The 13,018-nt window shown below is 38.3% G+C and carries 14 protein-coding genes and 1 other annotated feature; of the genes, 2 read left to right on the plus strand and 12 right to left on the minus strand.

The genetic code is table 11. The features are described from left to right. Positions 1 to 101: 101 nt before the first annotated feature. Both V7112_RS09355 and V7112_RS09360 read left to right on the plus strand, forming a co-directional pair. Positions 102 to 851 (plus strand): metallophosphoesterase family protein, encoded by a 750-nt coding sequence (locus V7112_RS09355; protein ID WP_438823878.1) that lies wholly within the window; start codon positions 102 to 104, stop codon positions 849 to 851. A gap of 149 nt (positions 852 to 1,000) precedes the next feature. After that, on the plus strand, positions 1,001 to 1,171 hold the full coding sequence (locus V7112_RS09360) for a hypothetical protein (protein ID WP_162838856.1): 171 nt from the start codon (positions 1,001 to 1,003) through the stop codon (positions 1,169 to 1,171). 38 nt (positions 1,172 to 1,209) lie between these two features. Here the strand turns inward: V7112_RS09360 and V7112_RS09365 are convergent, their stop codons facing one another. The 12 genes from V7112_RS09365 to V7112_RS09420 all read right to left on the minus strand — a co-directional run bounded on the left by V7112_RS09365 (position 1,210) and on the right by V7112_RS09420 (position 12,595). Further along, a complete protein-coding gene (locus V7112_RS09365) occupies positions 1,210 to 2,040 on the minus strand; it encodes an energy-coupling factor transporter transmembrane component T family protein (protein ID WP_335418152.1) in 831 nt (276 codons plus the stop codon). Further along, a complete protein-coding gene (locus tag V7112_RS09370) occupies positions 2,031 to 3,743 on the minus strand; it encodes an ABC transporter ATP-binding protein (protein ID WP_335418154.1) in 1,713 nt (570 codons plus the stop codon). Before V7112_RS09370 ends, V7112_RS09365 begins: the two co-directional genes overlap by 10 nt. 48 nt (positions 3,744 to 3,791) lie before the next feature. After that, positions 3,792 to 4,343 (minus strand): ECF-type riboflavin transporter substrate-binding protein, encoded by a 552-nt coding sequence (locus tag V7112_RS09375; protein WP_335418157.1) that lies wholly within the window; start codon positions 4,341 to 4,343, stop codon positions 3,792 to 3,794. A 42-nt stretch (positions 4,344 to 4,385) separates the two neighbouring features. Beyond that, positions 4,386 to 5,243: an SAM hydrolase/SAM-dependent halogenase family protein gene (locus V7112_RS09380; protein ID WP_335418160.1), complete on the minus strand. Its 858-nt coding sequence runs from the start codon at positions 5,241 to 5,243 to the stop codon at positions 4,386 to 4,388. A gap of 80 nt (positions 5,244 to 5,323) precedes the next feature. Beyond that, positions 5,324 to 5,592 (minus strand) — a binding site (T-box leader). A gap of 91 nt (positions 5,593 to 5,683) precedes the next feature. Next, a complete protein-coding gene (locus V7112_RS09385; RefSeq protein ID WP_335418163.1) occupies positions 5,684 to 6,874 on the minus strand; it encodes a trans-sulfuration enzyme family protein in 1,191 nt (396 codons plus the stop codon). A 200-nt stretch (positions 6,875 to 7,074) separates the two neighbouring features. Then, positions 7,075 to 8,529, minus strand: coding sequence for a cardiolipin synthase (gene cls, locus V7112_RS09390; protein ID WP_335418166.1), 1,455 nt, complete (start codon positions 8,527 to 8,529; stop codon positions 7,075 to 7,077). A gap of 219 nt (positions 8,530 to 8,748) precedes the next feature. After that, positions 8,749 to 9,606, minus strand: a complete 858-nt coding sequence (locus V7112_RS09395; RefSeq protein WP_335418168.1) for an MBL fold metallo-hydrolase — start codon at positions 9,604 to 9,606, stop codon at positions 8,749 to 8,751. A 78-nt stretch (positions 9,607 to 9,684) separates the two neighbouring features. Beyond that, positions 9,685 to 9,972, minus strand: a complete 288-nt coding sequence (locus tag V7112_RS09400) for a DNA-binding protein (protein ID WP_335418171.1) — start codon at positions 9,970 to 9,972, stop codon at positions 9,685 to 9,687. A gap of 119 nt (positions 9,973 to 10,091) precedes the next feature. Further along, on the minus strand, positions 10,092 to 10,574 hold the full coding sequence (locus tag V7112_RS09405; protein WP_335418257.1) for a DUF1189 family protein: 483 nt from the start codon (positions 10,572 to 10,574) through the stop codon (positions 10,092 to 10,094). A gap of 86 nt (positions 10,575 to 10,660) precedes the next feature. Then, positions 10,661 to 11,116: a flavin reductase family protein gene (locus V7112_RS09410; protein ID WP_438823880.1), complete on the minus strand. Its 456-nt coding sequence runs from the start codon at positions 11,114 to 11,116 to the stop codon at positions 10,661 to 10,663. Positions 11,117 to 11,286: 170 nt separating this feature from the next. After that, positions 11,287 to 12,132, minus strand: coding sequence for a 2OG-Fe(II) oxygenase (locus tag V7112_RS09415; protein ID WP_335418176.1), 846 nt, complete (start codon positions 12,130 to 12,132; stop codon positions 11,287 to 11,289). 226 nt (positions 12,133 to 12,358) lie between these two features. Then, positions 12,359 to 12,595: an indolepyruvate ferredoxin oxidoreductase subunit alpha gene (locus tag V7112_RS09420; RefSeq protein ID WP_335418179.1), complete on the minus strand. Its 237-nt coding sequence runs from the start codon at positions 12,593 to 12,595 to the stop codon at positions 12,359 to 12,361. Positions 12,596 to 13,018: the final 423 nt, after the last annotated feature.

Genomic DNA, 13,018 nt, shown 5'->3' on the forward strand with positions numbered 1-13,018 from the left:
AATGGAAAGAGTTATTAACAATTTTAACAAAATTCTACTGACAAAATTTTCAATCTATTTTATTATTAACATAATAAACTAATTACCTAGGGGGTCTTATCATGAGTATTGCGCTCATTTCCGATATTCATGGAAATATGACAGCACTTGAAGCCGTACTAGAACATATCAAAGATCGTGGAATCAAGACGATTCTTTGTCTTGGAGACCTTGTAGGAAAAGGGCCAAACTCAGCTGCCGCCGTTGACCTGATTCGAGAGGTGTGTGAGGTTGCTCTTTTGGGGAATTGGGATGATTTTATTCAAAATGAACATCCTGATGAAGGGATCAAATGGCATCAAAAACAGCTTGGAGAAGAACGCCTTTCATATTTAGGAACACTTCCCTTTCATTATGATTTTTATATAAGTGGTAAATACATTCGGTTGTACCACGCCTCAGCAAAAAGTGTCCACCACCGTGTTGTCCCGATGGTTCATTCCAATGATGAAAAAAGAGCCATGTTCGATCTCTCCGAATGGATTACTCCTTTAGAGACAAAGACACCGGACGTAATCGGATTTGGAGATATTCATGCTGCCTTGATTGAGCCAATGGGTACAGAACAAACGCTTTTAAATGTTGGGAGTGTTGGCAACCCTCTCGATACAACACAAGCAACCTTTGCTATATTACACGGTAAGTATCAATCAAAAGAAGTCGCACCATTTTCAATCGAAATTGTTCGTATCCCATATGATGTTGAAAAAGAGTTAAGCATTGCCGCCGAAATGGGCTTGCCGTCCTTTGATCAATATGCAGCTGAGCTTCGTGAAGCGTATTACCGAGGGACATCGAAAAGGGAAAAATAACTAGTTCGTGAAACTTGCACAAGACAATTGAATACATGTAAAATAATAAAATAAACAAATATTTACATGAATAATTTTCAGTTTTAAAGGATATAATGTTTTTAATTTTTAAACCTCTATAAATATAAAACCCTGAGAGGAGAATTACCATGACCACCAATAACGAATCTAAAAAAGAGATCACGGTTAATTCAACTGTCCAGCTAAAAGGGATAGTAAAAGCAATATTTAATGATTCCATCCATGTGCAAATTGGAGGAAAAATCATTACGCTTCCCGCTTCAAATCTTTTAAAACAAAACAAAACACCATTGACCTAATACAGGAAAAGGAATACCACAGCTGGTATTCCTTTTTATTATAGGAAAGGATTATAAAATCGATTACCATCATGGAATGTTACGACCATGGAGATGATTAATATAGCAATAAATAAAAACACCGTTACATAATCTGCAACCTGAAATGAGCGTAAACTATACCAGGTTCGCTTTTTGTTTTTTCCGAATCCTCGTAGTTCCATTGCATTACTGATTGTTTCTATTTTGTCTAAGCTCGATAAGATCAAAGGGATAATAATGGAGGCCACATTTTTTATCCGCTTATGCAGCCTTTCATTTTTCGACATATCGATTCCTCTTGCTTGCTGAGAACGTGCGATGTTCCAAAAATCTCTTTGAATCTCTGGAATATAGCGCAATGCAAGTGCCACCGCATAAGAAACACGATAGCTAATCCCGATACGATTTAAGGATGCAGCAAATTCACTCGGATGTGTTGTCACAATAAATAATAACGCCGCTGGAATCACTGTAAAATACTTAAGTGTAATATTAAACTGATAAAACAGCTGTTCCAAAGTGAGATTGTATCTCCCAAATAATTCAAATACCACATGACTTGTCCCATAAATCTTGACTCCCTCTTGAGGGGAGAAAGCATAGATTGCAATATTATTAATTAGCAAGAAGAATAGGATAAACAGAAGCACAAACGAAATCTCTTTTAGCTTAACCTTAGAAACTTGAAAAATGATCAGGCTAATCGCAAATAAAAATAGAAGGATATGTGTGTCGTACGTTAACATCGCAGCAGTGGACCATAAAATAAAGCAAATCAGCTTTGTAGCACCTGTAAGGTGATGAACTGGTGACTTGCGCTCAATATAGGATAGCATCTCTACTGCCATGTTTTTCGCACCTGCCTATCATATTCAATAAAACGTTCAATGAATTCAAGTGGTTCCGCTATTCCTGCTCGTTTTGCTAATTCAAACAAGGATGTTTCCTTTAAGTTTGCTTGTTTAATAATTTCAGAATCTGTTAACACACTTGCAGCCGATTGATCGGCAATTTTCTCTCCACCAGCTATCACGATTGCACGTGGCGTATATTCGAGCATGAGATGCATATCATGTGTAATCATAATGATGGTAATCCCCTGTTTGTTTAATTCAACGAGAAACTCCATAATTTCTGTGTAATGACGGAGGTCTTGCCCAGCTGTCGGCTCGTCTAAAATAATGACTTCAGGCTCTAATATAAGAATAGATGCGATGGTCACTCGCTTCTTTTGTCCAAAGCTCAGCGCCGAAATCGGCCATTTTCTAAATGGATAAAGGCCACACACCTTAAGTGTTTTTTCAACCCGCTCCCTTATCTCATCTTCAGGTACACCACGGATCACAAGTCCAAGTGCTACTTCATCATAAATTAAATGCTTTGAAATCATATGGTTTGGGTTTTGCATAACCATCCCAATCCTCAAAGTTCGCTCCTTGATTGTATCATTCGTTATATCCTGACCTGAAAAAAGAATTTTCCCAGAGTTTGGCTTTTCAAATCCGCAAATGAGCTTGGAAAGGGTGGATTTCCCAGCGCCATTTTTTCCAACGATACTTACCAACTCGCCTTTTTTAATGGAAAATGATACATTCCGAATAGTTTCTCTTCCTTGATGATAGCTAAATGAAAGATGGTCCACCTCTAAGATAGGTGAAGTCTTCTCCCTCTTTTTAGGGATTGCCACCTTCTCAAACCATTCTTTTAATCTATCTTTACAGGCATTCACATCAAAGGAAGAAAGATAGGCTGGGTTCATTTCCTCCGTTATCTTGCAGCCTGCATACTTTGCTGCTTTAACATACAATGGTTCTCGTAAATGCCGTTCCTCTAATATAGGTTTGGACAAAAGCTCATCGGGTTTCATATCACCGACAATTCTACCTTCATCCACGACAATTATTCGGTCTACATGGCGATATAGAACATCCTCTAAGCGATGTTCGATAATAACCACGGTTGTATTCGTCTCTTTTTGAATCCGATCGATTAGGTCAATTGCATACTGTCCTGTTGCGGGATCAAGATTTGCTAGTGGTTCGTCAAAAAGAAGGATATCTACTTTATCGACCATTACTCCTGCAAGAGAGACCCTTTGCTTTTGTCCACCAGATAACTGGTGAAGGGATGACTGTAGATGCTCCTCCATATCCACCATTTTCGATACTTCCTCAACCGTTTCAATCATACTCTTCTGAGGCAAACAATCATTTTCTAAAGCAAAGGCAATGTCTTCTCCTACCGAAAGACCAATAAATTGTCCATCCGGATCCTGCAATACGGTTCTTACCATTTTAGAAATTGTAAAAATATCTAGGTCCTTCGCTTCTTTCCCCTTAATTCTAAGACTACCTTGAATATTTCCTTTATAGGAAAAGGGAACCAGCCCATTCATGCAATTTCCAATCGTGCTTTTCCCTGATCCTGAAGGCCCTACAATTAATACCTTTTCACCCTCGTATATTTTAAGAGTAATATCCTGAAGAGTAGGCTCTGCTTGGCTCCGATATGTAAAGCTATAATTTAAAAATTCGATAACAGGTTTTTTCATTTTACTACTCTCCCAGCAAACCATATACTTCTTTTCTAACCAACTATTTTATACATCCTTCGTTAAACTTCCGCTTTGGCTTCTTGTTTTTGCATAAGCCACTAATAAAATAGTACCAATGATTGCTACAGTAACCATGTTTGCAATTCCTGCTACAATACCTTGAACATACACCTTATTTGCTGGTTCAGCATAAATCCAAACATCCAATGTCGGTGCAACAACAAACCAACCAATTGCTTGAGCGACTATTTGAACAATATTGAATGTCACAATCTTTTTCGCATTGATAATTCCCGATTCAATATCAATTTTATTTTTTGCGAGCCCAAATATAAATCCTACTAGCATTGAGACAACGACCCAGCTCCACCAAACAGAACCCCAAGTAATAGCATCGTTTAATGTATGGCCAATCAATCCAATTAAGGCACCTGCTACTGGACCAAACACAACAGCCATTAATGCCAAGAATGCATATGAAGTTTGAATTGTGGTATTAGGAATCGGTGTTGGAACTGCCGCGAATTTTGCCAAGATCACAAATACAGCAGCCCCAATTCCAATCGCAACAATGGTTTTAACAGATAAACTTTTCATAAATTTCATGCCCCCTAATTATTTTTTCAATTTAAACAATGATTAATTAAAAATGACTTTTGGTACCTTGCGAACATAAATTTTCCAGTTCGTGCCCGTCTCAATATGATAAGCCTTAGCAAAAGAACCTTGGTTGATGGCTACCCCAATTTTATCAAGAGAATTAATAAACAATAACGGTTCACCTAGATGACTATCTGCAAATGAACGACCATATGTCATAATATTTTTATATACTTGGCGAGTTTCGTTTTCGATGGTCACTTCAAAATGGTCTCCATACTCCACTTTCAGTTGTATGAAAGTCTCGCGCTCAATATTCGTCCAGAGATTGCCAAAACGGATATCGAGAATATCAATCGTACCTAAGACACTATCCTTTTGAACCGTTGCCTCTGTTATCTGTAACTCAACAAGAGAATCAAGCGGTACACTAGGTCCAACCTCTTCGTATGAAATCACACCCGATGCAAGTCTTGCCCCTGTGTAGGCATATACATCCCTCCCATGAAACGTATAGGATTCACCTGAAAAAGGTAAACGATTTATGCTTTCATCAATGATCCTCACTTCTTTGATTCCTAATTTATTCTGAATATGTGTGAGAGTGCCATTATCTGGCGTCACAATATATTGGTTTGTTTCTGTCTTTACAACAATACTACGTCGATCAGAGCCAACACCCGGGTCAACAACTGATACAAAAACAGTGCCTTCTGGCCAATAGGTTATGGTTTGATATAAGCGATAAGAGCCTTCCCAAATATTATATTGCGGAATGTCATGTGTTAGGTCAAAAATTCGAAGTGATGGGTCTACCGAAATTGCTACACCATACATTGCACTAACAGCACCATCACTTAATCCAAAGTCTGTTTGTAATACTAGATGATTTGTCACAATAAATTCCTCCAATTTTTTGTAATTTAACGGGTAAACCCGTTTTTTGCATATAAAAAAACCACGTCATTATCTAATACGATAAGGACGTGGTTTATCTCACGTGGTACCACCTTAATTCACCGTTTGCTCACACAAACAGTCTCAACAAGTACGAGGGTCTAGATAGCCCGTATACTGTGGTATTGATAACGAGTACCAAATCTCGTCGGAACCTACTCATAACCATGTTACTTTCAGCACGAAACTCAGAGGCCATTGTTCAGATTCGTATTTTTGCTTCTTTTCAGCTACCGAAGCTCTCTGTGTAAAATAGCTAAACCCTACTTTTTCTCTTCATCGTCTTTACTTAAGGAAATAATAATTATTAAGTTTTTTAATATTGATGATTATTATATAGGAATCAATTTTTAAATACAAGCTAAATTTTCAAAAAATTTTTATATTTCTCTTAGCGCTTGCTGTATATCCGCCTTCAAGTCCTCAATATGCTCTAACCCTACAGAATAGCGGACAAAATTCGCAGGGATTCCTGCTGTCTTCATCTGTTCTTCATTCATAGACCCTTCCCACATCGCCGCGGTATGAACAACTAATGAATCTATTCCGCCTAGGCTCACTGCATTTGTTGAAAGCTGCAAGGCCGATACAAATCTTTGTGTTGCCGCATAGTCTCCCTTTATCGCAAACGCAATCACAGCCCCGAAGCCCTTCATTTGTTTTTTTGCGAGCTCGTGCTGAGGATGACTCGAAAGACCTGGATAATGCACTTTTTCAATTTGAGGTTGTTCCTCTAAAAATTCAGCTAAAGCTAATGCGTTCGAATTGATGCGTTCCATCCTTAATGGAAGCGTCCTTAGACCCCTTAACAATAACCACGCATCCATCGGTGACAGAACTGAACCTATAGATGTATGTGTGTCCCAAATCTTTTCTGCAAGTTCAAAGCTTGTACAAATGACACCAGCTGTTATATCGTGATGTCCACCAAGGTACTTTGTTGCGCTATGTACGACGACATCAACACCGACATCATGTGGTCGTTGATTAAGTGGTGAAGCAAATGTGTTGTCTGCTACCACAATAATCTCATGCTTCTTTGCTAATTTTACAACTGCCTCAAGGTCGGTTATAACCATAGTTGGATTCGCTGGGGTTTCAAGCATAATCAGCTTTGTATTTGGTCGAATTGCCTCTTCAAATGCCGAAATATCAGCCTGCTCCACTACTGTTACATCAACACCGAAGCGTGGAAGCATTTCATCCATGATTTTCGCCGTACTCATATAGTGTCTTGTTTGTGCAATGACATGGTCCCCAGAAGAAACTAATGCTAGGATTGTTGATGAAATAGCTCCCATACCTGACCCTGTTACTAGTGCTGTTTCAGTCCCTTCTAGATCTGCCATTATTTTATTTACTCGCTCATGAAGTGGATTTCCATAACGAGTATAGTAGCTAGGGTGAAGAGGTGTCCCGGCCATTTCAGCAAAGTCAGCTGAATCCTCTGCTCTAAAGGTGGATGAATAATAAATAGCTGGTGAAACGCTCTTCTCCTTCTTTGCCCATTCGTGATCGCCATGTAAGACAAGTGTTTCATTATTAATGATTTGTGGTTTTTTAGTATTCATCTTATATTTAATGACTCCTTCATTTTTATATAATTCTATATTTTTAGTATTTTAATTTCAATGAATATCCCTTTTTAGTGAAAAAGCGTCTACCCCTATCCTGAGGGTAGACGCTGCTTGAAAAGTTTTGTATATAGGAAAAAAATCGATACAACTTACTAAACATGACATTTTTGTAAGCCTCACCGACCTTTTGTCAACTATAAAATTGGGGATAAAAGTCTAGAAATCGATTCCTTGAACTTTATGTAAGCTCCTCTTTTTTCGTATTCTTCATATGTTAATAGTTTGGATAGCTTGATATCCTCTTTGAAAATATTTGTTAGTTCTTTTGAGACATTCCCATCATATAAAAATGCATTCACTTCAAAATTAAGTCGGAAACTCCTTACATCAATATTTGCTGTACCGACTGATGAAATTTCCTCGTCGACCACAAGTGTTTTGGAATGGATAAAGCCATTACTGTAAATATAGACCTTCGCTCCAACAGGAAGCAATTCTCCAATATGTGAAAGTGTCGCCCAGTAGACGAATGGATGATCCGGTTTATCCGGAATCATGATCTTCACTTCCACTCCAGAAAGACATGCTACACGTAACGCGTCAAGTAAACTTTTATCGGGAATAAAATAAGGCGTCTGCATATAAATCGATTTTTTTGCCGAGTAAATCATTTTGATATACGCATTCTTAATTTCCTCAAATTCTGAGTCAGGGCCACTTGACACAATTTGAATTCCAACATTGCCAAGTCTGTCATTTTCAATTGGAAATAGCTCTGGATCATACATAATATCAAAATCACGTGACGCTTGATTCCAATCTAAAATAAAACGAACCTGCAACGTATCTACAGCTGTACCCCGTATGCGCAAATGAGTATCTCGCCAATATCCAAACCTCGAATTCAAGCCGAGGTACTCATCCCCCACATTAAAGCCACCTACATATCCAACCTTTCCATCGATAATGACTAATTTGCGATGGTTTCGGAAGTTCATCCGCAAATTGATAAACCTTAGTTTCGAAGGAAAAAAAACCTCAACCAAGCCACCCGCTTCACGGAATTCTTTGAAAAACCGTTTCGTTAATGTTCTAGAACCTAACTCATCATAAAGCACCCGGACCCTAACGCCTTCTTTTACCTTCCTTGTTAAATGGGACATTAATTTACGACCTAGGTTATCATTTTTAATAATATAGTATTGCAAGTGAATAGATTCCTTTGCTGCTTCAATGTCTAGAAATAAGCGTCTATATTTCTCCTGCCCATCTGTAAAAACTTCAACTGCATTATTTCTCGTAAACAAGGAATGGGCATTCATAAGGTTCATATATATGAGATCTTGATTATCCTGTGTGATCCGATTGCTAAAGAGGAATTTTTGTGTTCTTAGTAGCTCCTTTTGCTTATCTAAAACTTCTTCAATCCCGCTCTTTTTTAAATCATCCCATTGAAAAAGATGGTCGCGAGTTAAATTTCGGCCTAATAGCATATACAATATAAACCCAGCTACAGGAATAAAGAAAAGGACTAGCAACCAAGCCCAAGTCGAACTAGCATCTCTTCGTTCACGAAAGATGACAACCACGGCAAATACAATGTTTAAGACCATAACCAACCCTAATAATAACGAAGTAATATTTACCATAATTCCCCTCTCTCACCCGATTCTTTCTACATAACAATATACTATATTTCAGAATGTTTATAAAACGATTAGCTACATACACGATTATCTGAGCTCAGCTGAATCCTCTTATGGTTTTTATGTAAGTTCTATAAATTTTATTTTGATTCTATGGTTTTTAGCATAATAAAATCTTTTTAGAGTAAGAAACCCGGCTGTTTCGAATAGCCAGGTTCTTACCTAATGAATATTTTTATCTACATACCGACCATAGTCCGGGATTGCAATTTGATCAAAGTCCCTTACCAATCTAGTTAAGGATTCCTCTAACAGTTCACCCGTTATCGGCAAACCATGCCCCGTAACAGCGACACTTGGCTTAAGCGCCGCCAATGTTTCAACGGACTTTTTCGCGGCCTGCCAATCAGTTGTTAAATACCTTGGTGGGCCACTGATTTCCAGTTCCTGCGTCATCACCTTATATAGATACTCTTGCTTAACAGTCACAAACGCATCCCCAACGATAAGAGCACGATCCGTTTCACGGAAAAAGGATACATGCCCGGGCGCATGTCCCGGTGTATGGAGCCAACGGAATTCTGGTAAATGTGGAACTGTACCGTCTGCTGGCAGCTTTTCCACATGGCTTCCTAGCTGAATGGGCTCATTTGGAAAAAGTGGCGACATTTTCGCAACCATTCCCCCTTCTACTGTCGAGTCAGGTTCAGGATAGCTTTTTTGCCCAGTTAAAAATGGGATTTCCTGCTCATGTGCATAGACAGGTACATCCCAACGGTCAATTAATTCAATAATTGCACCAACATGATCAAAATGGCCATGCGTTAACAAAATAGCCTTCGGGCAACTTCCCTTTCCAAAGCGTTCCTCACAAACAGTAATTATTTCTTCTGCAGAGCCTGGCATTCCTGCGTCTACAATAACAAATTCGGATGAACCAGGATTGCCAACCAACACAAAATTTACGATTTGGATGGTGTGAAAATAAAGAGCTGGCAGCACCTGCATCCCAATTCCACTGCCAATAGAAGTCGCAGGAATAAATTTATAATCACTTCCATATTGCATGTCTTTCTCCATATAGATCCTCCTAGCACTTTTTACATATTGATAGTGTTTCACAGGACCTAATATTTATTTATAGAGGAGGATTACCCATTATTCACCTAGGTTTGACAACCACTGTTTCAGTTTATTTTTTGGATAGTAAATATTTCCGTTTACTACGATATGCGGGATATCTGGATGCTCCTTTATTAATTCCTTTGCATCCTCTTTGGAAAGCCCAATATGATAATGAATGTCCTTTTCTTTTATAAGCTCATATAAATCCTCTTCATCTAGTTTATCCATGACACTCTTCGCTTCAGGATTTTTAAAATTTTTCAAACCATCTCCAATGAAATATCCAGCAACAGCAATTCCAATACCTATAAACAAACCCATTTTTCCACCCACTTCGTTGAAATTTATTGAACACCGAATCCATCTCTCTATTAGATATGTACGTTTAATTTTTTATAAAGTTTCAGATATACAAAAAGAACCGGCGCTCACCGGTTCCTTCAGTTATGTTTTTTTACTCGTTTTGGATAATGAAAAATCATCCGTAGAATCGTGTAAAATAACAAAATAAATACAATTGTATTCACAATCCAATTGGTGCCAATCAATAAATTAGCAACAGCACTAATGATAATAGGTTTTGTTAACGCAAACGCGCACATTTTCCAGAGAAATTGAAATTTCAGTTGGTGGTGAGTAAACTTACTGACTCCCACCCCTAAACCCGCTAGTACAGATATCACTAAGATTCCTAAAAATAGCATTAAAAATGGGTAAAAAAGAAGGACCTGGATGATATAAATATTTTGAGGGATATTGCTCTCCTTATAAGAGTCATCCAATAGTAAATTAATTTCAATCGGAAGTGCGACGATAAACAATAATAACAGCAGAAAAAGAATCGTATTTCTCATTTCTAGCTTATTTAGCCGCTTCATCGCTTCCTTATTCGGTAATCGCAAACTATCCATAAATGTCGACATGAGTTTCACATAAAGCCACTCGCTTCGTTTAAAAATGGTTCAAAATATAAAGATACCTTTTTCGTAAAAAAAGGTATCCGTCGAAATTACTTATAAAATTCGTCAGGAATATTGCCGAATTTGCGGTTGTGATAAAGTAGTGGCGGCTTACTGTTGTTTTCAATCTCAACCACTTCACCAATTAAAATTGTATGGTCACCTGCTTCAACCGTCTTAAAGGTTTTGCAGTGTAAAACTCCTGCAGTTTCCTTCAAGATTGGAAGATTGTTACTAGACATCTCCCATTCACAATTCGCAAATCGATCTGTTCCCTTGCTTGCAAAAAGGGCACAAATATCCCCTTGGTCACCAGCTAGTACATGTACCGCAAATTTATCTGTTTTTGTAAAAATATCGTAAGTTGATACTCTTTTATCAATAGACCATAAAATCAATAATGGATCCAATGAAACAGAGGCAAATGAGTTTACCGTAAGACCAAGTGGAACTCCATTTTCGTCAGTCGTTGTAACAACCGTTACACCCGTCGGATAGTTCCCCATGACGTCTTTAAAAGTCTGTACTTTTGTTTGATTATCCAATATTCACACACCTTTCTACACGATGAAAACCTTACTGCTATTTTGAAATTTTTTTCAATTTTAGCTTAAATTATATGATTATTTTAACTATATCATGATTGCTTTAACAATTCTAATCGTACGACTTGCTTTTAACACCTATAGATATTCTCTTGGCGGATCCATTTCGTAGCAACCCATTTTTCACCCTCAGATACCGGAATACTTGAGTGCAGTGACATACGGTCTACCTCGCCTTTGCTATTCCCATACTGAAAATACACGGCTGACCCTTTCTTCGGAACAATCGAAACGCCCGCTTTCGGAAAAACAGTTTCTCCCCCAGCAGGTACATCATTTAAATAGATAAGGAACGTACCGACCCGCTGACCACCTTTTTCAAAGTCTACTTTACTAGGTGGAAAATAATCAAAATGGCTTTTATATTCCTCGCCAATGCCATAATTCAATACCTGGAGGTCTTCCCCATTTTCAACAGGAAACTCTGTTAATTCTGAGATTCTCATTTCTATCTTTTTGATAAACTCATTTTCTCTTAAATAAAAAGACATTCCTTTACTTGTTCGACCGGTTGCTGCTTTTTCTTCACCAGTTTTCGGGTCAATGACCGTTGAAGGCTTAAGACGGTTTCGTGACAATTCAATCAACTGATCGCATTCCTCATAACTTAAGAAATTATCTAAATGCATGATAAACGGTTTCTCTACCTTTGATAAAACCTTTATTTCTCGTTCACTTGTTCGTAAGATACTTCCCTTCTTCGCAATTTCGGGCTGTTCATATTCATATGGAGCTTGTACACTTGGTGTGTCTATCGGTTTATTTCCAACAATTCGAAACAGAGTTGTATAAGAGAGTCTAGGGTCATAGCCTTTTCGAATCATTGCATCTACAATTGCCTCAGGGTTCACGCCACTGTTTAGAGTTTTAATAATCCAATCCATAAGTGCAGCTGGAATTTGCTTCACTTTCTCCATTTCTCCCTCTCCTTTTGGGACGGGTACCTGTCCCTCTGTCCCGAGCCCTTATTTTCTAGAAAGTAATCCCTTACATAACATTGTAATATATTCAAGTAAAATTGTGGAAGCAATTACTATTTTCCAGGGATTGCCCTTTTGGGAATTGCCATGTTTTGGACAAAAATAAAAGTAACCACGGATTGCAGTTACTTAATAGGGTTTGGTGTTCTTTATGTATGTGGCTTTAGATTCCGAAAAAGTCTCTTGCTAAGTCAACAGATGCAAGCTCATCATCAGGTACTTCGTTCTCGTGATAAATAGCATCTACTGGGCAAACTGATACGCAGGCACCACAGTCAATGCAAATATCTGGATTAATGTAATACTGATTATCGCCTGGCTCAATACACTCGACAGGACACACCTCTACACATTCTGCTGCTTTCTCCGCCCCGCATGGAGACGTAATTACATATGCCACCTTTTTCCCCCCTAATTTGATAGCCTCCTAGTTGACTAGAAGTCTTCCATATTTACTACACCCTATGTTGCCTGATTGGGATGTATTCCGGATATTGGGAATTAGTTTGAGAGGGATGGGAGGCTTGTTGGCATTCGGGCATAATTTTTCTTGTAGTGTTTGGAACAGGCTTGCTTTCTGACAAAAACTACTCGTTTTACTTCTTGATCTGTCCGAATCAGCACTTCATTGGGACTCACCACGGCTGCTTTCCACCTTGTTCTGTCAGAATCAACACTTCATTCCGACTCAACCTACACACTTTACTGCTTGCTTTGTCCGAATCAACACATCATTCCGACACAACCATACCGCTATCTTGCTTGTTCTGTCAGAATCAACAATTCATTCCGACTCAACCTACTCACTTTACTGCCTGCTCTG

This window comes from Bacillus sp. JJ1566, from assembly GCF_036962685.1.
Taxonomy (GTDB): Bacteria; Bacillota; Bacilli; order Bacillales; family Bacillaceae_L; genus Ferdinandcohnia.

Bases quoted from the DNA above. Each gene is read 5' to 3' on its own strand.
- V7112_RS09415 (WP_335418176.1), bottom strand. From the start codon at position 12,132: ATGGAGAAAGTGAAGCAAATTCCAGCTGCACTTATGGATTGGATTATT.
- V7112_RS09385 (WP_335418163.1), bottom strand. From the start codon at position 6,874: ATGAATACTAAAAAACCACAAATCATTAATAATGAAACACTTGTCTTA.
- V7112_RS09405 (WP_335418257.1), bottom strand. From the start codon at position 10,574: ATGTCGACATTTATGGATAGTTTGCGATTACCGAATAAGGAAGCGATG.
- cls (WP_335418166.1), bottom strand. From the start codon at position 8,529: ATGGTAAATATTACTTCGTTATTATTAGGGTTGGTTATGGTCTTAAAC.
- V7112_RS09360 (WP_162838856.1), top strand. From the start codon at position 1,001: ATGACCACCAATAACGAATCTAAAAAAGAGATCACGGTTAATTCAACT.
- V7112_RS09395 (WP_335418168.1), bottom strand. From the start codon at position 9,606: ATGGAGAAAGACATGCAATATGGAAGTGATTATAAATTTATTCCTGCG.
- V7112_RS09400 (WP_335418171.1), bottom strand. From the start codon at position 9,972: ATGGGTTTGTTTATAGGTATTGGAATTGCTGTTGCTGGATATTTCATT.
- V7112_RS09375 (WP_335418157.1), bottom strand. From the start codon at position 4,343: ATGAAAAGTTTATCTGTTAAAACCATTGTTGCGATTGGAATTGGGGCT.
- V7112_RS09365 (WP_335418152.1), bottom strand. From the start codon at position 2,040: ATGGCAGTAGAGATGCTATCCTATATTGAGCGCAAGTCACCAGTTCAT.
- V7112_RS09410 (WP_438823880.1), bottom strand. From the start codon at position 11,116: ATGGGGAACTATCCGACGGGTGTAACGGTTGTTACAACGACTGACGAA.
- V7112_RS09370 (WP_335418154.1), bottom strand. From the start codon at position 3,743: ATGAAAAAACCTGTTATCGAATTTTTAAATTATAGCTTTACATATCGG.
- V7112_RS09355 (WP_438823878.1), top strand. From the start codon at position 102: ATGAGTATTGCGCTCATTTCCGATATTCATGGAAATATGACAGCACTT.